24 protein-coding genes are annotated in these 24,386 nt (G+C 57.6%); 4 read left to right on the plus strand and 20 right to left on the minus strand.

Features of this window, described 5'->3' with window-relative positions:
• Nucleotides 1–68: 68 nt before the first annotated feature.
• The 16 genes from rpoS to R1T46_RS16950 form a co-directional block, all read right to left on the minus strand.
• On the minus strand, nucleotides 69–1,070 hold the full coding sequence (gene rpoS / locus R1T46_RS16875; RefSeq protein WP_036206655.1) for an RNA polymerase sigma factor RpoS: 1,002 nt from the start codon (nucleotides 1,068–1,070) through the stop codon (nucleotides 69–71).
• A 215-nt stretch (nucleotides 1,071–1,285) separates the two neighbouring features.
• A complete protein-coding gene (locus tag R1T46_RS16880) occupies nucleotides 1,286–2,041 on the minus strand; it encodes a peptidoglycan DD-metalloendopeptidase family protein (RefSeq protein ID WP_317306264.1) in 756 nt (251 codons plus the stop codon).
• Between the two features lie 352 nt (nucleotides 2,042–2,393).
• Nucleotides 2,394–3,296, minus strand: a complete 903-nt coding sequence (locus tag R1T46_RS16885) for a DUF368 domain-containing protein (protein ID WP_317308325.1) — start codon at nucleotides 3,294–3,296, stop codon at nucleotides 2,394–2,396.
• Nucleotides 3,297–3,370: 74 nt separating this feature from the next.
• Nucleotides 3,371–4,027: a protein-L-isoaspartate(D-aspartate) O-methyltransferase gene (locus tag R1T46_RS16890; RefSeq protein ID WP_286749229.1), complete on the minus strand. Its 657-nt coding sequence runs from the start codon at nucleotides 4,025–4,027 to the stop codon at nucleotides 3,371–3,373.
• Nucleotides 4,027–4,791: a 5'/3'-nucleotidase SurE gene (gene surE, locus R1T46_RS16895; RefSeq protein ID WP_317306266.1), complete on the minus strand. Its 765-nt coding sequence runs from the start codon at nucleotides 4,789–4,791 to the stop codon at nucleotides 4,027–4,029. Before surE ends, R1T46_RS16890 begins: the two co-directional genes overlap by 1 nt.
• The gene (gene truD, locus R1T46_RS16900) at nucleotides 4,769–5,869 is read right to left on the minus strand and encodes a tRNA pseudouridine(13) synthase TruD (RefSeq protein ID WP_317306267.1); all 1,101 of its coding nucleotides are present in this window, start codon (nucleotides 5,867–5,869) and stop codon (nucleotides 4,769–4,771) included. Before truD ends, surE begins: the two co-directional genes overlap by 23 nt.
• Entirely contained in the window at nucleotides 5,866–6,345 is a 480-nt protein-coding gene (ispF, locus tag R1T46_RS16905; protein ID WP_286749234.1) for a 2-C-methyl-D-erythritol 2,4-cyclodiphosphate synthase, read from the minus strand. The genes truD and ispF overlap by 4 nt, the downstream gene beginning before the upstream one ends.
• Before the next feature lie 42 nt (nucleotides 6,346–6,387).
• A complete protein-coding gene (ispD, locus tag R1T46_RS16910) occupies nucleotides 6,388–7,086 on the minus strand; it encodes a 2-C-methyl-D-erythritol 4-phosphate cytidylyltransferase (RefSeq protein ID WP_317306269.1) in 699 nt (232 codons plus the stop codon).
• Between the two features lie 39 nt (nucleotides 7,087–7,125).
• The gene (locus R1T46_RS16915; RefSeq protein WP_286749238.1) at nucleotides 7,126–7,398 is read right to left on the minus strand and encodes a septum formation initiator family protein; all 273 of its coding nucleotides are present in this window, start codon (nucleotides 7,396–7,398) and stop codon (nucleotides 7,126–7,128) included.
• Between the two features lie 183 nt (nucleotides 7,399–7,581).
• Nucleotides 7,582–8,877, minus strand: coding sequence for a phosphopyruvate hydratase (gene eno, locus R1T46_RS16920; RefSeq protein ID WP_317306270.1), 1,296 nt, complete (start codon nucleotides 8,875–8,877; stop codon nucleotides 7,582–7,584).
• Between the two features lie 181 nt (nucleotides 8,878–9,058).
• The gene (gene kdsA, locus R1T46_RS16925; protein WP_317306271.1) at nucleotides 9,059–9,904 is read right to left on the minus strand and encodes a 3-deoxy-8-phosphooctulonate synthase; all 846 of its coding nucleotides are present in this window, start codon (nucleotides 9,902–9,904) and stop codon (nucleotides 9,059–9,061) included.
• 2 nt (nucleotides 9,905–9,906) lie between these two features.
• Nucleotides 9,907–11,535, minus strand: coding sequence for a CTP synthase (locus R1T46_RS16930; RefSeq protein WP_317306273.1), 1,629 nt, complete (start codon nucleotides 11,533–11,535; stop codon nucleotides 9,907–9,909).
• Between the two features lie 88 nt (nucleotides 11,536–11,623).
• Nucleotides 11,624–12,985, minus strand: a complete 1,362-nt coding sequence (tilS, locus tag R1T46_RS16935) for a tRNA lysidine(34) synthetase TilS (protein WP_317306275.1) — start codon at nucleotides 12,983–12,985, stop codon at nucleotides 11,624–11,626.
• Nucleotides 12,969–13,922, minus strand: a complete 954-nt coding sequence (gene accA / locus R1T46_RS16940; protein WP_286749247.1) for an acetyl-CoA carboxylase carboxyl transferase subunit alpha — start codon at nucleotides 13,920–13,922, stop codon at nucleotides 12,969–12,971. The genes tilS and accA overlap by 17 nt, the downstream gene beginning before the upstream one ends.
• Before the next feature lie 176 nt (nucleotides 13,923–14,098).
• A complete protein-coding gene (gene dnaE, locus R1T46_RS16945) occupies nucleotides 14,099–17,581 on the minus strand; it encodes a DNA polymerase III subunit alpha (protein WP_317306277.1) in 3,483 nt (1,160 codons plus the stop codon).
• A 43-nt stretch (nucleotides 17,582–17,624) separates the two neighbouring features.
• Entirely contained in the window at nucleotides 17,625–18,104 is a 480-nt protein-coding gene (locus R1T46_RS16950) for a TlpA family protein disulfide reductase (protein ID WP_407070132.1), read from the minus strand.
• Between the two features lie 72 nt (nucleotides 18,105–18,176).
• Here R1T46_RS16950 and arsC point away from each other — a divergent pair, with 72 nt between their 5' ends.
• From arsC to R1T46_RS16970, 4 genes are read left to right on the plus strand one after another with little or no spacing between them, the layout of a single operon-like run.
• The gene (arsC, locus tag R1T46_RS16955) at nucleotides 18,177–18,530 is read left to right on the plus strand and encodes an arsenate reductase (glutaredoxin) (RefSeq protein WP_036206611.1); all 354 of its coding nucleotides are present in this window, start codon (nucleotides 18,177–18,179) and stop codon (nucleotides 18,528–18,530) included.
• Between the two features lie 13 nt (nucleotides 18,531–18,543).
• Entirely contained in the window at nucleotides 18,544–19,146 is a 603-nt protein-coding gene (gene wrbA, locus R1T46_RS16960; protein WP_036206608.1) for an NAD(P)H:quinone oxidoreductase, read from the plus strand.
• Nucleotides 19,147–19,179: 33 nt separating this feature from the next.
• On the plus strand, nucleotides 19,180–19,548 hold the full coding sequence (locus R1T46_RS16965) for a DUF2069 domain-containing protein (protein WP_036206605.1): 369 nt from the start codon (nucleotides 19,180–19,182) through the stop codon (nucleotides 19,546–19,548).
• Between the two features lie 13 nt (nucleotides 19,549–19,561).
• Nucleotides 19,562–21,364 (plus strand): GspE/PulE family protein, encoded by a 1,803-nt coding sequence (locus R1T46_RS16970; protein WP_036206603.1) that lies wholly within the window; start codon nucleotides 19,562–19,564, stop codon nucleotides 21,362–21,364.
• A gap of 36 nt (nucleotides 21,365–21,400) precedes the next feature.
• Here the strand turns inward: R1T46_RS16970 and R1T46_RS16975 are convergent, their stop codons facing one another.
• From R1T46_RS16975 to R1T46_RS16990, 4 genes are read right to left on the minus strand one after another with little or no spacing between them, the layout of a single operon-like run.
• Nucleotides 21,401–22,450 (minus strand): DUF3080 family protein, encoded by a 1,050-nt coding sequence (locus R1T46_RS16975; protein WP_036206600.1) that lies wholly within the window; start codon nucleotides 22,448–22,450, stop codon nucleotides 21,401–21,403.
• Between the two features lie 6 nt (nucleotides 22,451–22,456).
• The gene (gene mtnC / locus R1T46_RS16980; protein WP_317306279.1) at nucleotides 22,457–23,149 is read right to left on the minus strand and encodes an acireductone synthase; all 693 of its coding nucleotides are present in this window, start codon (nucleotides 23,147–23,149) and stop codon (nucleotides 22,457–22,459) included.
• Entirely contained in the window at nucleotides 23,146–23,706 is a 561-nt protein-coding gene (locus R1T46_RS16985) for a cupin (RefSeq protein WP_317306280.1), read from the minus strand. Before R1T46_RS16985 ends, mtnC begins: the two co-directional genes overlap by 4 nt.
• Nucleotides 23,703–24,329 carry a methylthioribulose 1-phosphate dehydratase gene (locus tag R1T46_RS16990; protein WP_036206583.1) on the minus strand — a complete coding sequence of 209 codons (627 nt, stop codon included), beginning with the start codon at nucleotides 24,327–24,329 and terminating at the stop codon, nucleotides 23,703–23,705. Before R1T46_RS16990 ends, R1T46_RS16985 begins: the two co-directional genes overlap by 4 nt.
• Nucleotides 24,330–24,386 lie beyond the last annotated feature (57 nt).

Here is a 24,386-nt window from a genome sequence, read left to right on the forward strand (position 1 = left end):
TCTCATTTGGCAACGCAAAAAAAACCGGCCCGCAGACAGCGGGCCGGTTTTTGGTGGTACAGAACCGATTATTTGAACAGCATGGTTCCCGACAGGCCTTCCTTCTCCAGGATTTCGCGAAGGCGACGTAGCGCCTCAACCTGGATCTGGCGTACCCGCTCACGGGTCAGACCAATCTCCTGGCCTACTTCCTCAAGCGTGCTGATGGGGTAACCCCTCAAGCCAAAGCGACGGGAGAGAACTTCCTGCTGCTTGTCGCTGAGCTGATCGATCCACTTTTCGACACAGGAGCACATGTTGTTGTCCTGCAGCAGGTCGGCGGGATCAGAGGCGCCTTCGTCTGCGACGGTATCCAGAAGGGATTTTTCACCGCCGGTACCAATGGGGGTGTCCATGGACGCAACGCGCTCGTTCAGGCCCAGCATCCGCTTAACGTCTGCTACCGGCTTGTCGACCATGCGCGCAATTTCTTCCGCTGACGGCTCGTGGTCCAGCTTCTGGGTAAGCTCCCGTGCCGCGCGCAGGTACAGGTTGAGTTCCTTTACGACGTGGATGGGAAGGCGGATGGTGCGGGTCTGGTTCATGATGGCCCGCTCAATGGTCTGGCGGATCCACCAGGTAGCGTAGGTGGAGAAACGGAAGCCCCTCTCGGGGTCAAACTTCTCTACCGCACGGATAAGCCCAAGGTTACCCTCTTCGATCAGGTCCAACAGTGTCAGACCACGGTTCACGTAACGCCGTGCAATCTTGACCACCAGACGCAGATTGCTCTCGATCATACGTTTGCGACCGGACTCCTCTCCCTTACGGGCGAGCCGTGCAAAGTACACTTCTTCTTCGGGTGTTAAGAGAGGAGAGAAACCGATTTCGTTGAGATAAAGCTGGGTGGCGTCCAGTTGTTTCTGGCTGGTGAAGTATCGACCCTGGGCCGGGATGTCTTCTTCTGTTTCAACGGCTTCCACTTCCGCCGTTTCTTTTTCTTCTACTTTGTCTTCCGCTAACAGCTGATCGTCTGCGTCTTCAACATCTGAAACACGATCAATGATGAGTTCTTCATGCTCTGCTGACATAACTCTTTGCCCCGCCTTTCAATGATCCTGGAAATTCGCCCACGTCTTTTTGTTATTGCGAGCGCCTGCGTTCTTCGCGTTCTTGTTCAGGACATTTATTGCTAGCTGTTGACGGTTGCCGGAACCGCCGTTTTTTTATTGTTTGTCTCGACTATTGTCTTTCGTTGTCTCTGATTTTCGGTGCCGGACGTCAGGCTTTGTCCTGCAAATCCGTTTCATCGGTCCGGGAGGTAGTGGGCGGGGTCGACCGGGTTGCCATTTTTCCGGATTTCAAAATGCAACTTGGGTCTGTCCGTGCCGCTGTTTCCCAGTTCAGCGATGACCTGTCCGGCTTTAACGTCCTCCCCTTCCTGCACCAGAATCTTCCGGTTGTGAGCATAAGCACTCAAATAGTGCTCGTTGTGGTTCACTATGATCAGGTTGCCATAACCGAGCAACCCACTTCCGGCATAAACGACATTACCACTTGCCGCCGCCCTTACAGAATCACCTGCTTTTCCAGCAATATCAATACCTTTATTGACTTTCCCGGATGTTGAATATCCTGCAATTACGGTGCCAACGTGGGGCCAGCGCCAGTTGACATTCGAAACCGTCTGGCTCTGACCTGTTAGTGGTGACGAGGTATCGGGCCGTCGCGAGACTGTCGGTTTTGGCTCCGGTTTGGGAGCAGACTGCCGCGACGCGGCGAGGGTTGGCGGTCGAGAGGCCGACGACTTGCTACTCCCACCATTGTGGGCGGTAGATGTTACATTTCCGCGAAGGTCCAGCCTGAGAACCTGCCCTGCCTTGATATGGTAAGGCGGGCTTATACCATTGGCATTGCCTAGCTCCCGGTAGTCACGACCATAACGCCAGGCGATGCTGTAGAGCGTTTCACCGGATTTGACAACATGACGCCCCCAGTACACCGGCGGGTTGTAGAGGTCATCACGGTAGATTGCCTGCGTGTTGCAGCCAGTCAGCAGCATGGAACCAAGAAGCACGAGCAGAAAGGTGTAGAGACGCTTCCGTTTTTTTGAACACGGAGAAGCAGGGGCACCGAAGGGGAGCCGCGGGAAGACTGCCGTCGCAGCAATGATGAACCCACGCACTAATCTCAAAAGAATAAAAATATGCCCGTTATTAGTAATTCGTATAAAAAATTCGGCGGTTTATAAAGTGTTTTAAGTAACTTGCTAATTTATTGCACATTTTGGGCATGAAACCAAGTTACCCATCTGTTGCATTTGTTACTGCCCGAAACAACCTTACGGATCAAAAAGTAACACTTAGTCTCGATACGCCCGTGAACGCCGTCACAACAGCGAACAGAAAACCAAGCTAACGGGCGGCGCCAGGCTGTTTTTTCCTACCCACCCATTCCACCAGCAAAACCAGCGACAGACCGGCTAACGCACAGGTCATCGCCAGCAGTAATTGTGACTCGTCACCGGTCAACTCAGCATAGCCCATCGGACTGACGCTTGCTTCGTTCAGGGGCACCTGCTGGCCGGCACTGTTGGTACGCCAGCTTAGTGTCTCTTTCCAGGGCCAGACCTTGTTCAGCGCCCCCACCATAAAACCAGTCAACAACGCCAGCACAAGGTCATGGTAGCGATGGAACGCCCAGGTAATGAGCCGGGCAACCGACAGTAAACCGACCAGGCAGCCAACAGCGAAAATCACGAGGATGCCCAGATCCAGGGAACGTATGGCGTCCAGCACCGGGACGTACATACCCAGAATCACCAGGATAAAACTGCCGGAGATTCCTGGCAGGATCATGGCGCAGATGGCCAGGGCCCCGGCACCGAAGAACACCGGCATTGAGGGCGACAACGGGCTGCCGGACAAGGTCGTTACCCACCAGGCAAAAACGGTTCCCACCGAAAATGGCAACAGCAACAATAGCTCATAGCGACGAATCTGACGGCCGACGTGCCACACCGAGGCGACGATCAGGCCGAAGAAAAAACTCCAGATCAGGATCGGATAGGTGGCAAGGGCATGACTGATCACGGACGCAAGGGTGGCAATACTGCCCAGGATCCCCGCCAGCAGGCACAGTAGGAAGGTGCCGTCACACGCCGCCCAGAACTGCCTCACCTGCCCACGGATCAGGTGCTGGAAGAAGGCTTGTGGAACGGCATTGATGGCTTCCAGCAACCGGAAGTAGATGCCGGTAATGAATGCAATGGTGCCACCCGACACACCGGGTACGATATCAGCCGCCCCCATGGCCATACCCCTCAGGAATACCGCAAAGGGATGATGGGAGTGAGGTACGTCGGCAGAAGACTCAGAGGGGCGTTCTGCCGTCACCGTACAACCCCGCCCAACAGGGGCACAAAACGCACCGGTTCAATATCCCTGGTCTCGAAACGGTCGCCCTGGCGTACCATTTCCACCAACATCTGTGTGCCCTCACCGATCGGGGCCACAATAACGCCTCCATCCGCCAGTTGGTCTTTCAGTTCCGGCGGGATCTCACGGGGTGCTGCGGTGACGATGATGCCATCAAACGGCCCCTGTTCTGGCCACCCCATCCCCCCGTCTGCGTGCTTGAGCATGGTGTTGCGGTAGCCAAGCTGGCGAAGCCGGTCGCGGGCCCGGTCCTGGAGCGGTTTGATGCGCTCAACGCTGAAAACCTGATCCACCAGCCTGGCAAGGATCGCGGTCTGGTAGCCTGACCCCGTTCCCAGCTCCAGCACCTTCCTGGGTTTGTGGCGCATCAGGGATTCGGTCATTCGCGCGACAATATAGGGCTGGGACAGGGTCTGACTGTAGCCAATGGGCAGTGCCGTGTCTTCGTAAGCCCTGTGGGACAGCGCTTCATCCAGAAATATGTGGCGCGGCACATCGGATATCGCCGTCAGCACCTGCTCATCGGCTATACCAGCTTCTCTGAGCCTTTGTATCAGTCGCATTCGGGTTCGGCGGGACGTCATTCCAATACCGTCAATCGCTGCCACCATTAACGTCCCTCCCGTCCTGATAGCAACTCAACCCACTCTCGCAGTGGCGACAGTACCTCATGGCGTGTCATATCCACGTGGACGGGAGTGATCGAAACGTAATTCTCGCGCACCGCGTTGAAATCGGTCCCCGGTCCGGCGTCGCTGCCCTTGCCAGCGGCACCGATCCAGTAACGGGCCTTGCCCCGGGGACAGGTCATCGGCACCGCGCCTTCAGCCCGGTCGCGATGGCCAAGCCGGGTCACGCGGAAGCCGGCAATCTCTTCCCATGGCACATCGGGAACGTTCACATTGAGAATGCACCGAGGACCAAGGGTTAGCGGCTGATCGCTTTCCAGCAACGCGCGCACAACCCTGGCCGCCGTTTCGTAGTGGAAACGGCCTTCGTTCACAAGCGATACCGCGATTGCCGGCAGCCCCAGGTTTCTACCCTCAGTGGCGGCCGCCACCGTACCCGAATAGATGATATCGTCGCCAAGGTTAGCGTGGGTATTGATGCCCGAGACCACGCGATCAAACGGCTCTTCAAACAGCCCGTTAACCGCAAGATGAACGCAATCTGTCGGGGTCCCGTCCACGGATCGGAAGCCATTGGCATGGTCTTCCACCGTTAACGGGCGACTCAGCGTCAAGGCATTGCTGGCACCGCTATGGTCCCGATCCGGCGCCACGACCTCAAGATGGCCCAGCCCCTGGAGCCCGTCGTGTAGGGCCTGAAGACCAGGCGAGTGAACGCCATCATCATTGGACAACAGAATTCGCACAATTTTCTCCAATAAACGTGGTTGCGTCCGTTATATCAAACACATCGTCCAGCAACGTCGTTGCGTATTGCCCCGGCGCAAGCCGGAATGACAGCCGCAACTGATCATCGCCATCCCAATGCCATTCCAGAGCTTCCGGTTTCAGGTTCAGTGGCCGACGTTCAGGCTTCATGCGGGTGGTTGAAAACACCGCTGCCAGCTGCGGGTGCCCCGCAACCACGGAACGCTCGATTTCGCCCTGGACTGACACTGCCTCGGTGCCACCGTCGCCCCAGAGAGGACCTGTCACCATCAGGTTCTGATTCTCACAGGCGCCGGGCTCTCCTTCCAGAGGTTCCAGCCAGGTGCCTGTCTCAACACGATGGGCGAGCACCTCGTTGAATAACCACGAACGTGCCGCCGAAAAGTACAATACGTTCTTACTGTCACGACTGCCAGAGGTTGACCGCCCTCGCCCACGTTTTTTGACATTGCGACCACTCCGACGGTTCAGTGTTGTCGGGTCCATGACCAGCGCCCTGTCCAGGTTGGCACCGCCATGGCCAAACCGTTGCGAACCGAAATAATTCGGGCATCCGAGGTCCCGCAACCGGGCCAGAGCCGCATCGATAGCAGATGCGTTGCCGACCACGTCCTTTAACACCAGTTCAAACCGGTTACCCTGATGATCGCCCCGCCTCAGTTTTCGAGCCTGGCGGTACTGTGCCAATACCGGCCAGTGTTCCTCCACCGCCTGGACGAACGTTGCATCCTCGTCTTCCTGTCCCGGCCGATAAAGGCTAAACCACTGACGCGTAACCGCATGACGATCCTTCAGCCCGCAAAAACCCACGTCGAAATGCCGACAGCCGCAGATATTAGCAAGCTGCCGAGCCACGTAGTCGGTGTTGTCCCCGACTTTTTCCAGACGCAGGCAAAGGTGCTCTCCTCCACCGCCACTGTCATCCGGCAGAGACAGATCTTCATCCACGAAAAAGTCGGCAGGTAAGGATTTGATACGCGCCGAAGCCACCCGAGAGCCTGAGGAGGTTGGCCAGTCGAGTCGCCAGCCTTTGGAAGCGTACTGAGCATCCGTCATGATGAAACCTGCTCCAGCAGGCAAACCGCCTGGCATGCAATGCCCTCACCGCGACCGGTAAAACCCAGCTTTTCGGTGGTGGTCGCCTTGACGCTGACCCGGCTCGCCGGGATCGCAAGATCCTCGGCAATGGTCAACCGCATGGCCTCAATGTGGGGCGCCATTTTCGGGGCCTGGGCAATAATGGTGGCATCCACGTTACCGACACCAAACCCTTCACCGGCAACACGTTCCATCACGCGGCGCAGCAGATCCCGGCTGTCCGCGCCCGCCCACTCCTCACTGGTGTCGGGAAACAGATGGCCGATGTCACCGAGGGCCACCGCACCCAACAGGGCATCTGCAAGGGCGTGCAAAAGCACGTCCCCATCGGAATGGGCCTTGAGGGCATGGGTGTGCGGAATCGTCACACCGCCAATAGTGACCTGATCGCCCTCGCAGAAAGCATGGACATCAAAGCCTTGCCCAATTCGCATAGTGCCATTTCCTTCTCAATCAGTGATGATGCAGGTTCGCCGCTAGAGGCGGCCGAGAATAAAACCGGCCAGTGCCAGATCAGCGGGCACCGTTATCTTTATATTATCCGGTCGACCCTCCACGATACAGGGAACATTGCCTGCGTATTCCATGGCCGAGGATTCATCGGTCACCGGGTAACCTGATGCGATGGCAGCCTCCAGAGCCCGCCTCAAGGCGCCACAACGGAACATTTGAGGTGTCAGTGCGCGCCACAGATGACGACGGTCGATGGTTGTCTCCACCTGATTACTGTCACTTGCCACAAGCTTGAGCGTATCGGCCACCGGCGTCGCCAGCAAGCCACCCACAGGGTGATCCTGTAGCTGGGTCAGCAATCGTTCGAGGTCATTGGAATGCAGGCAGGGCCGTGCCGCATCATGTACCAGAACCCAATCGTCATCACCCGCCTGATGTGCCAGCGCGTCAAGTGCAGCCAATACCGAATCCGCACGCTCAGCGCCTCCGGCACAGGTATCGATACGTGTGTCAGAACTGGCCATGGTATCCGGCCACCAGGGATCATCCTCACGAATAGCCACCACACAACCTGAAAAATCGGCATGGTCCAGTAGCCTGGAGAGAGTGATATCAAGGATATATCGATGGTCCAGCTTGAGATACTGCTTGGGACAGTCTGCCTTCATTCGCTGGCCGGAACCTGCGGCGGGAACAATCAACCAATAGCGGGGTTTACTCATGGACGTGGTCAGCTTTGATCGGCCTGGCTTGCGGCTGGGTTACTGCTCGACCACCAGGAAGAAGGTTTCATCGTTACGGATCAGGCCCAGGTTCATACGGGCACGTTCTTCAACCGCGCCTTTCTCGCCGCGAAGGTTGCGCACTTCCGCATAGAGACGCTCATTGCGGACTGCAAGCTCAGCGTTTTCCTCGCGCTGCTCGGCAATGGCGTTCTCCAGTCCCCATACCTGGGCAAAACTACCCTCCCCAACCCACAGGCGAACCTGCAGCAGGAGAATAAGAATAATCATGATGGACCAGAGTAACTTCATTGCGAATTCCGTTTACGATGCATCAACCGGACAGTAAGTATAGACCTTAGTGTAGTTTAGCAACAAGTTCTGCTAACCAGTTGTACAAAAAGGCCATCACGCCTCATCTATTGAGGATCATGATGGCCGTTCCGGATCGGTTACCTGTCAGCACCCTGCCGACAGGGTATCCTTAACAGGCGATTAACCCTGGCCTTTGATCTCGCTCAGGCCACGATAGGGAGCCTTGCCATCCAACGCTTCCTCAATGCGAAGCAACTGGTTGTACTTGGCAACCCGGTCGGAGCGGCACAGGGAGCCGGTCTTGATCTGACCCGCACAGGTGGCCACGGCCAGGTCGGCGATGGTGGTGTCCTCGGTTTCACCGGAACGGTGGGAAATCACCGCCGTGTAACCCGCATCCTGGGCCATCTTGATGGCGTCCAGAGTTTCACTCAGGCTGCCGATCTGGTTGAACTTGATCAGGATGGAGTTCCCGACGCTCTTGTCGATACCCTGCTTGAGAATTTTGGTGTTGGTCACGAACAGGTCGTCACCCACCAGCTGAACCTTGTCACCCAGCTTCTCAGTCAGCACTTTCCAGCCGTCCCAGTCGCTCTCATCCATACCGTCTTCGATAGACACAATCGGATAGCGCTCGCACAGGCCCGCGAGATAGTCGGCAAAACCGGCGGAATCAAAGGACTTGCCCTCGCCGGACAGCTGGTACTGGCCATCCTTGTAGAACTCGGAAGACGCACAGTCCAGCGCCAGGGTCACATCGGTACCCAGCTTGTAGCCGGCCTTCTCCACCGCTTCCTGGATCACCGCCAGAGCGCCTTCGTTGGAAGGCAGATCCGGTGCAAAACCGCCTTCGTCGCCGACGGCGGTGTTAAGGCCTTTGCTATTAAGCACTTTCTTCAGCGCGTGGAAAATTTCCGCACCAATCCTCAGCGCTTCGGCAAATGACTTCGCAGCCACTGGCTGGACCATAAATTCCTGGATATCGACGTTGTTGTCTGCGTGCTCGCCACCGTTGAGGATATTCATCATCGGCACCGGCATGCTGTACTTGCCGGAGGTACCGTTAAGGTCCGCAATGTGAGCATACAGCGGCTTGCCCAATGAAGCGGCAGCAGCTTTGGCAGCAGCAAGGGAGACAGCCAGAATAGCGTTGGCGCCCAGGTTGGCTTTGTTCTCAGTGCCGTCCAACTCCAGCATGATGTTATCCAGGGCACGCTGGTCTGCGGCATCTTTGCCAATCAGCGCTTCACGGATTTTGGTGTTCACAGCTTCGACAGCCGTCAGAACACCTTTGCCCAAGTAGCGATTTGCGTCTTTATCTCGAAGCTCCAGAGCTTCACGGGAACCGGTAGACGCACCGGAGGGTGCACACGCACTACCAATGGTGCCGTCCTCAAGAATCACGTCCGCTTCAACCGTGGGGTTCCCGCGAGAATCCAGTACTTCACGGCCTTTAATGTTGGCAATCTTGGTCATTCTTCTCTGTCTCCAAGTTTGATTTCAAAATTGGGAGTAAGAGCGAGCGGGAACGGCCCTACGAAAAACGCTACAAGCACATCCCTGTGCGCTTGGGCTCCGCCATCCATGGCTCCGCACATTTTCGTAGGGCCGTTCCCGCTCACTCCCATAGTCCTTATGGAACGCAAAAAACCGCCAATCAGGCGGTATCAATAGGTTTGAAACTCTTCACAAGGTCATCAACGGCCTTCACCCGGGCCAGGAACGGCTCAAGCTGGCTCAGGCGGAGAGCACAGGGCCCGTCGCACTTGGCTTGATCCGGGTCGGGGTGTGCCTCGAGGAACAGACCCGCAAGCCCCTGGGACATACCCGCCAGAGCCAGGTCGGTTACCTGGGCGCGGCGGCCGCCGGCTGAATCCGCGCGACCACCGGGCATCTGCAAGGCGTGAGTGACGTCGAACATCACCGGCACATTCATGGATTTCAAAATTCCGAAGCCCAACATATCCACCACAAGGTTGTTGTAACCGAAGCTGGTGCCGCGCTCACACAGGATCACCTTGTCGTTACCGGCTTCCCCACACTTCGCAATGATGTGCTTCATTTCCTGTGGCGCCAGGAACTGGGCCTTCTTGATATTGATGACCGCTCCGGTTTCCGCCATGGCAACGACAAGATCCGTCTGCCGGCTCAGGAAAGCCGGCAATTGGATGATATCGCAAACCTCTGCGGCAGGTGCGGCCTGCTCAGGCTCGTGAACATCGGAAATGATAGGAACACCGAACTTGCTTTTGATGTCCGCCAGAATCTGCAGCCCCTTCTCAAGACCGGGACCGCGGAAGGAGTGCACGGACGAGCGGTTGGCCTTGTCGAACGACGCTTTGAATACGTAGGGAATCCCAAGCTTGCGGGTAGCCTCGACGTACGCCTCGGCCACTTCCATCGCCATTTCGGCAGATTCCAGCACGTTCATGCCACCGAACAACACGAACGGCTTATCGTTGGCAACCTCGATTCCCGAGACGTTCACCGTACTCTGCGCCATGATCAGGATTCCTTTTTACGGGCCAGGGCTGCCTCAACAAAGCCCTTGAACAGCGGGTGGCCGTCCCGGGGCGTGGAGGTAAATTCTGGGTGGAACTGGCATGCCACGAACCAGGGATGATCAGGCACTTCCACAACCTCAACCAGCTTGCCGTCGGTGGAGCGACCGGAAATTCTCAGGCCGGCACCTTCCAACTGTGGCAGGAAATGATTGTTCACCTCGAACCGATGACGGTGGCGCTCACGGATGGTCTTACGACCGTAACAGTTGGCGATGGTGGAACCTTCAGCGACCACGCAGTCCTGAGCGCCCAGGCGCATGGTGCCGCCCAGATCAGACTCTTCGGTGCGCTCCTCTTTCTCGCCGCTGGCATCCAGCCACTCCGTGATCAGCCCCACAACCGGCTCCGGAGTGTGTTCGCGGAATTCGGTGCTGTGGGCATCTTTCAGGCCCGCCACGTTGCGGGCGTATTCAATAACGGCCACCTGCATACCCAGGCAGATACCCAGGTACGGGACCTTGTTTTCGCGGGCGTACTGCACCGTGCGGATCTTGCCTTCGACACCGCGCTCACCAAAGCCACCCGGAACAAGAATAGCGTTGGCACTGGCCAGCGCACCGGTACCATCGCGCTCGATGTCTTCGGAGTCAATGTAGTTCATACGGACTTTGGTGCGGGTCTTGATACCGGCATGCAGGAGCGACTCGATCAACGATTTGTAGGCGTCCAGCAACTCCATGTACTTGCCGACCATGGCGATAGTAACTTCACCTTCCGGATTCATCAGGGACTCAACGACGGCATCCCATTCACCCAGGTTGGCCGGACTGGCATCCAGACTGAAACGCTCAATAACCAGCTGGTCCAGACCAAATTCGTGCAACATGCGCGGGATGGCATAGATGGACTTGGCATCCTGCAGCGGAATGACCGCCCGCTCTTCCACGTTGGTGAATAGTGCGATCTTGCGACGGGAACTGGCGTCCACTTCGTGCTCCGAACGGCACAGCAGAATATCCGGCTGCAGGCCGATGGAACGCATTTCCTTCACCGAGTGCTGGGTAGGCTTGGTTTTGATCTCACCGGCCGTGGCGATGTAGGGAACCAGGGTCAGGTGCATGAACAACGCACGCTGCGGGCCAACTTCCACCTTCAACTGGCGGCAGGCCTCAAGGAATGGCAGCGATTCAATGTCGCCCACCGTGCCGCCGATTTCGATCAGTGCCACATCGGCGCCAGAAGCGCCTTCAACCACACGACGCTTGATCTCGTCCGTGATGTGGGGAATCACCTGAACCGTACCACCGAGGTAGTCACCCCGGCGCTCTTTACGAATTACTTCCTCGTAAACGCGACCGGTAGTGAAGTTGTTCCGGCGTGACATCGGCGTGCGGATAAACCGCTCGTAGTGCCCCAGGTCCAAATCGGTTTCCGCGCCATCTTCGGTGACAAAAACTTCACCGTGCTGGAACGGACTCATGGTGCCGGGGTCCACGTTGATGTACGGGTCCAGCTTGAGAATAGTGACCTTCAGGCCGCGTGCCTCTAGGATCGCAGCCAGAGAGGCCGATGCGATACCTTTCCCCAAGGAGGACACGACACCGCCGGTGACGAAAATATAACGCGTCATGCAGATTCCGTGATTTGTCTGGTTCGGTGAAGGAGGGAGATTGTCATCTCAAGATGGGACGCCAGACTACCAGAAAGGCCTCACCTTCTCAATTACATTCCCGCTCCACAACAATCCGCCAGCCACTGGCCGGGGCCTCTCCACAGTATTTGCCGGAAACCCACAAGTCGCCAGCTCCGACCACGTCTTCATGGCCGTCCACCACCTCAAGAAGCAGCGGTAGTCGGGCTCTCTCCCAAGGTGGAACATTTTTTTCCTGAAGCCAGTTCTTCAACAATTTCGACGGGCCGTCAGGGGCTGGACGGATGCGTTCGCCCCCTGCCCTCGTAGATACCCTTATTTCCGGCGCCGATGTTTTAGGCTTACCTGACGCCACCAGCGTCAATCGCCATCCACCCCACGACAGCGCCTGACCCGGAACCAGGACCGGCTTTCCGGCAGGCAATTCCGTGAACTCGGGAACCAGGTACAGGCACCCCCGGAAACGTCGAATCACGAACCCCGTTCCCCGAAGCTCCGGCTCCCTGTCCGCCGGCGAACTCAGAAAATCCTCCAGAACCTGCGACCAGTCTGCAATCGCGGGAGGCCGGTAATGAAAATACCTTGCCCACCAGCGCAGCAGGTTTTTTTGTTCCGCCAGAGACAGCGCACCGAGCGCACTCAAACAAAGCTCACCAGAAGGCCCGGCACATTGTTTAAAGTGGATTTCCGCCAGCTTTGCGGCCAACTCGTCCCCCTCGCGACACGAATGGGCGGTATGGCCCATGCGGCTGATCAGCGACGGCCAGCGTGATTTGAGGAGAGGAAAAATCGACGTACGGAGAAAGTTGCGATCAAAGCGCTCATCGATATTACTGGGATCTTCCATCCACTCAATACCGTGCTGAACTGCCCAGCCATGAAGCTCTGCGCGACTGAAATCGAGCAGTGGTCGATACAACCGACCAGCACCCAGAGGGCGTGTCACCGGCATACCACCCAGCCCCGCCATACCAGTCCCGCGCAACAACCGAAACAGCACTGTTTCAGCCTGATCATCACCATGATGGGCCATCAACAGTAACTCACCTGGAGCCAGAATCTCCTCGAACACCTGGTACCGCGCATCCCGGGCGGCTTCTTCAACACCACCACTGACGCCAATGTCAGGAGATTCTCGACCGCCGACGGTGACCCGGCGGCTGTCGAGAGGCACACCAAGCTGCCGGCAAATCGATCGACAAAAACGCTCGGTTTGATCGGCATTGGGCTGCAACTGATGGTTGATATGAACCGCAGAAATCTGGCCGTTATGGGCATACAGCTGGGCGGCAACATGGAGAAGCAAAACCGAATCCATACCGCCGCTGAGGGCAATGCGAAGGTGTGAATGATCAGGCAGGTGCCTGACCGGAGCACATAGCGCTTCCGGCCAGTTGTGTCCGAAGCCGGGGTTACCGGCCGGTGTCATATCGGGTCAACCGCTCATAGCGGCGGGACACCAGTTCGTCGGCCGGCAGGCGACTGAGTTCGGCGACGCCCTTGCTCAGGGTCTCACGCAGGGATTCTGCCATTTCTTCCGGGCTGCGATGCGCCCCGCCCAGCGGTTCTGAAATAACGTTGTCCGCCAGCCCAAGATCCTTCAGTCGGTCGGCGGTCACGCCCATCGCCTCTGCCGCCTGGGAGGCGTATTCCGCACTCTTCCACAGAATCGACGCACACCCTTCGGGTGAAATGACTGCATAGGTGGAATATTGAAGCATATTCAACTGATCGCACACGCCGATGGCCAAAGCACCGCCGGAGCCACCCTCGCCTACCACCGTGGAAATAATCGGCGTCTTCAGGCGGGACATGACGGCAAGGTTGAAGGCGATCGCTTCACTCTGGCCGCGTTCTTCGGCCCCGATACCTGGATAGGCACCCGGAGTATCGATAAAGGTCAGAATCGGCATACGGAAACGCTCAGCCATTTCCATCAGCCGCAGGGCCTTACGATACCCTTCCGGGCGAGGCATACCAAAATTCCGCTTTACCTTGTCGCGCACCTCCCGGCCCTTCTGGTGCCCAATCACCATGACCGGCTTGCCATCCAGGCGGGCTGTACCACCCACGATGGCCTGATCGTCCGCATAACGACGGTCACCGTGCAACTCGTCGAAGTCGTCAAAGATCATGTCAACGTAGTCGAGGGTATAGGGCCGGCGGGGATGACGCGCCAGGCGTGCCACGTCCCAGGGTTTGAGGTTCGAGAAGATGCTTTCAGTCAGGCTGACACTTTTCTTGCGCAGCCGGCTGATCTCGTCGGTGATGTTGATGTCGGTGTCGTTTCCCACCATGCGAAGCTCTTCAATTTTGGCTTCAAGGTCGGCAATCGGTTGTTCGAAATCCAGATAATTAGGGTTCATGATGTTCCATCATTTGCTTGCAAGGCGAGAATGTGAGTCGCCAAACCAGAATTTTGGACAAAGATAGCAGCGCCTGAGCATTGGCTAAAGCGGACCTTCGTATGAGTCCGCTTTCTGACAAAAACGTAATTTTTCAACGTGTCCGCCATACCCGGGATGAACCTTGCCGGATAGTATCAATCATAGACCAGTTCTACCGACTGGTCGCCTACAAGGTATTTCAACTCCAATAACAGGTCGTCATCGGGCTGCACGCGCCACGATTCACCCAGTTCGATACGGGTACTGGCATTATCGCTACTGTATTCAATCCACACCGGGCTGCCTTCACAACGGAAGGGCCTGAGCGTGGAGTCCAGTTTATCCAGCAGGCCGTTCTGAAGCTGATCCGCGTGAATAGCGAGCTTGAGACCACGGCTGAACTGTTGCCGGGCCGTACCAACGTCCATCACCGAGCTGACGCGCATCTTCATCTGGCCGGAATAGTCATCATGGCTGACCTGACCTTCCACCACAATGACCTGGTCGGACTGAAGCAACTCCCGATTCTCGAAAAAGGCCTCTGAAAACAAAGTAGCCTCAATGCGGGCACTGCGATCATCCAGAGTGATAAACGCCATGGTCGACCCTGTGCGGGTTTTCATGGAACGCTGCGCAACGACAAGGCCGGCAACACGCTGGGGCTGGCGAGCCGGTTTGAGATCAGCAATGGATGAGCGCACAAACCGCCGCACTTCTTTCTCGTATTCATCGAACGGATGGCCCGTCAGGTAAATGCCCAAGGTGTCTTTCTCCCCCTTGAGGCGCTCTTTCTTGGGCCATTCCCGCACATTCGCTACATCGGAGTAAGGGTCTCCGTCTTCCCCGCCCATCAGCATGTCGCCAAACATATCGGTCATGCCCACGGACTCGTTGCGGGATTGCTGGCCCGCCTGCTGGATGGCCTTGTCGATGCTGGCCATCAACTGGGCGCGCCCGGCGCCCAGCTTGTCCATCGCGCCGGAGCGGATCAGGGCTTCCATGGCCCTCTTGTTCACTTTTTTCAGATCCACCCGGCGGCAAAAATCAAAAATATCCTGGTACGGCTCGCCGTCGGCGCGGCCGGCCTGAATGCTGCCAATTGGTCCTTCACCAAGCCCCTTGATAGCGCCCAGACCATACACGATGGCGCCATCGTCATTGACGGTAAAGGTGTATTCAGAGCGGCTGACGTCGGGCACCAGCAGCTCCAGCCCCATGCTGCGGCACTCCTCCACCAGCGTGACCACCTTGTCGGTGTTCTGCATATCCGCCGTGAGTACCGCCGCCATGAACTCAGCAGGATAATGGGCCTTCAGCCACAGGGTCTGATAGGAAACCAGTGCGTAGGCAGCCGAGTGGGACTTGTTGAAACCATAGCCGGCAAACTTTTCAACCAGGTCGAAAATGTTTTCCGCCAGGGTTTTGTTGATGTCATTGTTTTCACAGCCGTCGAGAAAGAACTGCTTCTGTTTGGCCATTTCCTCGGGCTTTTTCTTACCCATGGCCCGGCGCAGCATGTCGGCGTTACCAAGACTGTAGCCGGCCATCACCTGGGCAATCTGCATGACCTGTTCCTGATACAGGATAACGCCATAGGTGGGCTCAAGAACGGGCTTCAACCCCTCATACTGATAATCCGGATGCGGGAATGACATGGGCTGCCTGCCATGCTTCCGGTCGATAAAGTCATCCACCATGCCCGACTGCAGTGGCCCCGGACGGAACAAGGCAACCAGGGCGATCATATCCTCCAGGGAGTCCGGTTGCAGGCGACGGATCAGGTCTTTCATGCCACGGGATTCAAGCTGGAACACCGCTGTGGTTTCCGCCTTCTTGAGCATGTCGAACGATGGCACGTCGTCCAGCGGAATCTCATTAATGTCCAGAGCCGTCCCGCCCTGCCTCTCCAGGCGCGGGTTAATCATCTTCAGGGCCCAGTCGATGATGGTCAGGGTCCGCAGCCCCAGGAAGTCAAACTTCACCAGGCCGGCATCTTCCACATCGCCCTTGTCGAACTGGGTCACCAGGCTGCCGCCCTCGTCATCACAGTACAGCGGCGAGAAATCGGTAATCTTGGTGGGTGCAATCACCACGCCGCCGGCGTGCTTACCGGCGTTTCGACATACACCCTCAAGTTTCAGGGCCATCTCCCAGATTTCCTGGGCTTCCTCGTCATTTTCCAGGAACTCGACGAGCTGTGGTTCCTGCTCCAGCGCCTTCTCCAGGGTCATGCCCGGCTCGAAGGGAATCATCTTGGAGAGTTTGTCCGCCAGCCCGTACGACTTGCCCTGAACCCGGGCAACGTCCCGCACAACCGCCTTGGCAGCCATGGTGCCGAAGGTAATGATCTGGGACACCGCCTCGCGGCCGTATTTTTCCGCCACGTAGGCGATAACACGATCACGGCCTTCCATGCAGAAGTCGACGTCGAAGTCGGGCATCGAAACCCGTTCGGGGTTCAGGAAGCGCTCGAACAGCAGGTCGTATTCCAGAGGATCAAGATCGGTAATCAACTGGGCGTAAGCCACCAGGGAGCCAGCACCGGAACCCCGGCCAGGGCCTACCGGCACGCCGTTATTCTTGGCCCACTTGATGAAGTCCATAACGATCAGGAAGTACCCCGGGAACCCCATCTGGATAATGATATCCAGCTCGAAGTTCAGGCGCTTGTAGTAGGCCTCGCGCTTGGCATCGTATTCGGGGTCGTCCTTGCTGAGGGTTTTCGCCAGTCGCTCTTCCAGTCCCTCTTCCGACACCTTTCGGAAGTAGTCATCCATGGTCATGCCATCGGGAATGGGGTAGTTCGGCAGGAAATACTCTCCCATACGCACCGGGACCGAGCAGCGCCGGGCAATTTCTACCGTGTTCTCGACCGCCTCGGGGATATCAGAGAAAAGCTCAATCATTTCATCGGCGCTGCGCAGATACTGCTGGTCGCTGAAACGACGCTCCCGCCTCGGGTCGTCCAGGGTACGGCTCTCGCCAATGCACACCCTTGCCTCATGGGCTTCGAAATCTTCGGCATGGAGGAAGTGGACATCGTTTGTCGCCACCACCGGGCAACCCAGCGCCTCCGCCAGCTCTACATTCAGGTGCAGACAGTCTTCATCCCCCGGTCGACCCGTGCGTTGCAGCTCCAGGTAAAACGACTCGGGGTAGAGGTTCATCCAGTATTCGGCACGCTGTCTGGCAAGGTCCAGCTTGCCAGACATCAGTGCTTTGCCCACATCTCCCAGTCGCGATCCAGACAGGGCAATCAGCCCTTCAGTGCGGCTTTCCAGCCACTGGCGCTGGATAATTGGCTTACCGAACCGCTGCCCCTCTGTGTACCCCAGCGAGACCACTTCGGTCAGGTTCAGGTAGCCATCGTTGTTGCGGGCCAGCAGAGTGATACGAAACGGATTGTCGGGCTCGTCGGGATTTTCGACCCACAGGTCAGCGCCGATAATGGGCTTCACCCCAGCGCCCATGGCCGCCTTGTAGAAACGTACCAGGGAGCACATGTTGGACTGCTCCGTAAGCCCGACAGCGGGCATACCCAGTTCTGCAACACGACCGACCAGGGGTTTCACGCGCACCAGGCCATCTACCATGGAGTATTCGGAATGCACGCGGAGGTGGACAAAGGTCTGTGACATAGCGTCGGAAATTTCCTGCAGGTTAATGGCGGTTCGGGCCAGGTCAGCGACCAATCAATTCTTTGATGTCTTCTTCAGTTTGCGGGCCGAAGCGGGCCTCAACGAGGTCTCCATCCGGATCCACAATAAACGTTGCGGGCAGGGCCACGGGGGTTTTCCAGCCAAACTTCGGCCCCGGATCCTCCGATAACATACTGTATTCAATGCCCATTTTCCGCCCCAGGTCGATCAGTTCCTGGCCACGAACATCATCAAAATTCACGCCCAGGACTATCACGGCACCCGCGCGGTCGATACTGTTCAGCTCTGGAATTTCCGCCAGGCACGGCTTGCACCACTCGGCCCAGTAGTTGACCAACACCCAATGTCCCCGCAGGCTCTCCCAGTCGAGGACGGTTCCGTCGGGCTTTTCAAACTCATGGTTCTGACAGCCGACCAGCGACAATGAGGCCAATATTATACCGATCCTGCATAACCCGGTGGAATAACGCACCGTTGCAGGATACTTTGCAGGGTATTGCACAGGGTGCCCTCCTGTTAGACTACGGCGCTCAGACAAACTTGCGGTCAACCTGACCTGGGAAGAGGGAGAACCATGACAGAACCGACCCGAATTTTCCACAATCCGCGCTGTTCAAAATCTCGGCAAACCCTTGAACTCCTTCGCGAACAAGGTGTTGAACCGGATATTATACGTTACCTGGAAACGCCACCGACAGAGCAAATTCTGGAACAGATCCTTACTGCCCTGGACATCACTCCCAGGGAGCTGATGAGAACCGGGGAAAAGGAATACAAGGAACTGGGCCTGGACGACCCGGAACTTGGCCGTGAGATGCTGATCAAAGCAATGGTCGACACTCCGAAGCTGATCGAGCGCCCCATCGTAATCAGGGGTAACAAGGTGGCACTGGGCCGACCGCCCGAAAATGTCCTGAATATTCTCTAACCGGAGATCTCCAATGGCGACCCCCTCGCCCTATATCCTGGTGCTGTATTACAGCCGCACTGGGCAAACGGCCGAATTGGCCGCCCAGATTGCGCGGGGCGTATCCCGGGTGCAGGGTATGGATGCCAGGATTCGCACCGTGCCCAGCGTGTCGCCGAACACCGAGGCGTCCCTGCCAGCGGTACCGGACGACGGCGCGCCCTACGCCAGCAAGGATGACCTTGCGAACTGTGCCGGCCTGGCCATCGGCAGCCCGACCCGGTTCGGCAACATGGCAGCACCGCTGAAGTACTTCCTCGACAGCACCGGCGACCTGTGGCTTAACGGAACCCTCAGCGGAAAGCCCGCTGGCGCGTTTACCTCCACTGGTAGCCTGCATGGCGGTCAGGAGAGCACCCTGCTGACGATGATGGTGCCACTGCTGCATCATGGAATGGTGCTGTGCGGTGTGCCCTATTCGGAAAGCGCGCTCAACGAGACCTCCGCCGGGGGTACGCCCTACGGCCCTTCCCACTGGGCCGGCACCGGAGAGCCACAGTCCGTGAACGACCACGAAAAAGCCATATGCCAGACGTTTGGCGAGCGCCTTGCGCGAATTGCCATGAAATTGCGCTAACCCCGGCGCCACTCAACGACAACGGATCACCGAATGCTTCACAACCCCAAAGCCCGAATAACCGCCCGTCTGACCATCCTGCTTTATCTGGCCACCCTGGCGGCCCTGCTTATCAGCACCTTTTACCCCGCGCAGGTCGAGGGCGTCTCCGTCACGCTGATGCTCAGCGTAAAGCTGGTCCCGCTACTGGCCTTTGCCGTACCGGTGTTTCGAGGCCACAACCGCGGTTATATCTGGCTCAGTTTCGTGGTGATTTTCTATTTTACCCAATACGTCGTATCGTCGTGGCTCAGCGAGGGCGCCATTACCCCTCTGATCATCGCGGTGCTGACCTTCCTGCTGTTTACTGTGGCCATGGTCCACCTTAAGGTGAACCGTCCGCAGCCCGTTACAGAAACCTGACAGGAAACGCATCATGGCTGACAGCACTCATCCACCCGCGCCACATAGAAGTACCTTGACCCTGAGGGATATCTGCACGGCGCTGGTCACCGGTGGTGAGATCACCCAGGAGGATGCCGAACGGGTCCTTTCAGCCAATATTGGCATCCAGACAGGTAGTAGCGGGCCAGCCAGCCAGCGCCACCCATTGGAACTGGTCGCCAAGGCTGGGCTGGAAAGCCAGACAACCGGTCGCACGCTGGATCTGGACAGGCTGACCCAATGGCTGGCGGAGTGGGCAGAGCAACGCTATTACCACATTGACCCGCTAAAGATAGACACACCCGCGATTGCCCGGGTGATGTCCTATGCCTTTGCTCAGCGACACGGCATTCTTGCGGTTGAAATCGGCGAGGATGAAGTGCTGATCGCCAGCACCGAGCCCTTCAAAAGTGACTGGGAAAGCAACCTGCGCCAGGCGGTCAGAAAAGACATCCGCCGCGTGGTCGCCAACCCCGAGGATATCCGCCGTTACACCGTCGAGTTCTATCAACTGGCGAGCTCCGTCAGCAAGGCCGGCGGCAACAATACGGCCAATCCCGCCGGCGCCCAGAACTTCGAGCAACTGCTGGACCTTGGGGCCAGCGAACACCCGGATGCCAACGACCAGCATGTGGTCAAGATTGTTGACTGGCTGCTGCAATATGCCTTTGATCAACGCGCATCGGATATCCACATTGAACCTCGGCGCAATGTTACCCAGGTGCGCTTTCGCATCGACGGGGTGCTGCACAACGTCTACGAATTTCCTGACCAGGTCGGCATGGCCGTTACCAGCCGCCTGAAGATTCTCGGCAGGCTGAACGTGGCGGAAAAGCGCCGTCCCCAGGACGGCCGTATCAAAACCCGAAAGCCGGACAACAGCGAAGTGGAACTGCGACTGGCCACCATGCCAACGGCGTTTGGTGAAAAAATGGTGTTGCGGATTTTTGATCCGGAAGTGCTGTTGAAGTCCTACGAACAACTGGGATTTTCCAAGGAAGACCGGGAACGCTGGCACGCCATTACCGATCATCCCCACGGCATTGTTCTGGTCACCGGCCCTACCGGCTCTGGTAAGACCACCACCCTGTACTCAACCCTCAAGCAACTGGCCACTCCCGAGGTGAACATCTGCACCATCGAGGACCCGATTGAGATGGTGGAGCCGGCCTTCAACCAGATGCAGGTTCAGACCAACATCGAACTGACCTTTGCCTCGGGCGTGCGGGCGCTGCTGCGACAGGACCCGGACATCATCATGATTGGTGAAATCCGTGACCTGGAAACTGCAGAAATGGCGGTTCAGGCCGCCCTGACCGGGCACCTCGTGCTGTCCACCCTGCACACCAACGACGCCCCCAGCGCCATTACCCGGTTGATGGAACTGGGCATCCCCCCCTACCTGATTCGTGCCACCGTGCTGGGCGTAATGGCGCAACGACTAACCAGGACCCTGTGCCCCCACTGCAAGGCGCCAGGGCCGGTGGACGAGCAGGCCTGGCAAAGCCTGACCCGCCCCTGGAAAGCCTCCATGCCCAAGCAGGTCTACCACCCGGTTGGCTGCCTTGAGTGCCGGAACACCGGTTACTATGGTCGAGCCGGCGTGTATGAAATCATGCAACTGTCCGGCAACCTGATCCGGCAGATTACCGAGCAGTGCGAGCTGGACCAACTGAGAGTGGATGCGTACAAGGATGGCATGAAATCCTTGCGGCTCAGTGGCGCGCAGAAAGTGGCCGCCGGCTCAACCACCGTCGAGGAAATCCTGCGGGTAACCCCCGAAAGCCAGCGTTGATGTGCTCCCGGTCATCATGCCAGACATGGTTGAGCTCTACTGGGGAAGCGCTCCGCACTGGGTGAGCAACTGCCGCCAACGCTCTTTATGGGCCGTAATGGCGCGGGCCAGTTGCCCCCAGACACTGTCGGCATTGCCCGTTTCCAGATAAAGCCGATACCAACCACGAAAAGCAGACGGCATGGTCGCCGACTGCTGTGCGGCGAGCGTATCCAGCGGTTTAATCAGCGCCTCCCTCGCCTGCTCAATGCGGCCGAGATAGTCTTCAATGCCACCGCCGTAACCGTCGGTATAGATTTCTAGGAGCTCGCCGGGCGGCGCTTCAGACTCCGACCCCGAGCAAAGTGGTGCCCCTTCCACTCTCTTGACCAACAGGGCCGTTGCGTCGTCAAGCCGCGCTGTGATCAGCCGTGCGCTATTCAATAGCTGACCCGCACGATGTTCTGCCTGCCAGAGTTGATGCACACCACCTACATAATCCAACGACTCACTTGTGTTGCCGTCCAGCAGGCCCCTGACCGTATGGTTGACCCGTTTTACGCCGGAAGACAACTCATCCAGAACCTTGTCATCGCCGCTCCCGGGATAATATCCCTGCGACAGGGTAAACAGACGCTCAATCTCTTCCACACCCCAGGTGGCGTTCCATATCGCAATGGGGAGCGTTTCGGTTTTATGGGCGATGGCCTCTTCCAGTTTTTCCTGTATATCCTCACCATCGGTCTCCGAAATACAGGTCTCAGCGGCACGGATAAACCGCATTTCATAACGCAATCGATTCAACGGTTGCATCACCCGCCCCATGACCGAGTTCCTTTCGCCGACCACGTACTGCAACTCGCACCCATAGAGGGACAGGAAATCGAGCATTCCCATGTCCAGATCCGGCATGTCGAGAACGCGCTCCCGTCGGCGCGGGATCTGGGGAACAGGGGCTATATCGGAGAGTTCGGGGCGCAGTTCCAGAGCATCGGCTACGCTCACAACGTACCCATCCATCATATCTGGAACACCGGAATCCGGCGCGCAGCCGGCAAGGTATAGGCACACCAAAGGCATTATCAGGCATCGAACGTCAGGCACCATGGAGGGTCAACCCTGCTGCAGAAACCTGTCGACCCCTGCAAAGTCCGTAGCCACCGCCCGCTTCGTGTCCGGCAGATCTCCCTCACGCACAAGCCAGACCGTGCGCATGCCAGCGTCCTCAGCGGCCTTCAGTTCGGCCTCAACATCGGAGAGGAACAGCACCGTTCCGGGTTCGACACCCAATTCGTCGATGATGTTGCTGTAGGAAGTTGATTCCTTCTTACCGCCGATACGGGTATCGAAGTAACCGGAAAAGAATGGCGTTAAATCCCCGGCTTCGCTGAAACCGAAAATCAACTTCTGCGCCTTCACAGAACCGGAAGAATATACGAACAGCCGCAAACCTCGATCATGCCAGCGCTGCAAATACTCGGCAGCATCGTCGTAGATGTGCCCCCGGAAAGCACCCTGCTGGTAACCCTGCTCCCAGAGCATTCCCTGCAAGGCCTTCAAGGGTGTTTCCTTGCGATCTTCCCGAATCCAGGTATCCAGCACCTCAACAAGCCCATCGATATCCTCCCTGGCGACACCGGAGGTATGGGCAACGGCATCCAACTGCTCACGGATTTCCGTATTGTCCGCCGCACCTTCCCGCACAAACTCGGCCATATGCTTCGCCGAGTAGGGAAACAAAACCTCATGCACAAAGGAAATCGAACTGGTGGTTCCCTCGATATCCGTCAGGATCACGCGGATCATCCAGCCGCTCCCGCCAGGCGCTCGTAACGCGGCAGCCGGCTGGCGATGTCTTCACCAGTGAAGTCCGCCACCCAGCCTTCCGGGTTGGTAAACAGGCGGATGCAGGTAAACGCCGGCTCCGGCCCCATATCAAACCAGTGGCGTGTGCCATCCGGCACGCTGATAAGGTCATTTTTCTGGCACAGAACGGCGTACACCTGGTCACCAAAATGCAGGTAAAACAGGCCCTGCCCGCGAACAAAGAAACGCACCTCGTCTTCGCTGTGCACATGCTCATCCAGAAATTTCTGGCGGAAAGCCTCTTTCTGGGGGTTATCCGGGTTCAGGCTGATGACATCCGCCGCCTGGAAGCCACATTCCGCCTTCAGCGCCTGGATCTCACCGGAATAGGCCTCAAGAATATCATCAGATGACGCATCCGCAGGCAAATCCCGGGTAGCCCATTGTTCAAAGCGCACGCCGTGCTCTGCCAACAGGTTAGCGATTTTGCCTGCGTCTTCGGTCACGACGCGGGGGGATTCGGGCACACTCTGGTCAAAAATACTCAAGGTTGTCATCGGCGGACCCTCATGGTTTCAAGCTCACATTCGAAAAGGAATTCAAAGGCTTCGACGTGGCGCAGGCAGTCTGACATGGTCCTGCCCCAGGTATAAAGGCCGTGCCCACGAATCAGGTAACCCGGTTGTTCAGGGTGCTGACGAAACCAATCTCTGGTTTGGTCCGCCAGCGCCGGAATATCCTGGGTATTGTCAAACACCGGCACGGTCAGTTGCGACTCGTGGGTATCAACCCCGGAAAACGCCTTCTGTAACTCGTACCCCTGTAACCTCAGCGGTTCTCCGGCGGGCAGCAGCCGACTCAGCACCGTTGCCTTGACAGAGTGGGTATGCAACACCGCGCCAACGTCCGGAAAGGTCTGGTAAAGAGCCGTATGCAAACGTGTTTCCGCCGACGATCGGGCATTGCTCTGGACGGGGTTCCCGGCAAGGTCGACCACCATGACATCACCCGCCACCAGCTGGCCTTTGTGTCGGCCGGACACCGTGACGGCGATATGCTCATCATCGATTCGCGCCGAATAGTTGCTGCTGGTAGCCGGCGACCAGCCCTGTCCGTAGAGAAACCGGCCGGCATCAATGATGGACTGCGCGGCAATGGCGTAGCGGGTTACGTCAAACAAGAATCACCTCTGAACAGACACGCCGGATCAGCGCTTGTTGGCTTCCATTATAAGGAT

It is taken from the genome of Marinobacter salarius (assembly GCF_032922745.1).
Lineage (GTDB): Bacteria > Pseudomonadota > Gammaproteobacteria > Pseudomonadales > Oleiphilaceae > Marinobacter.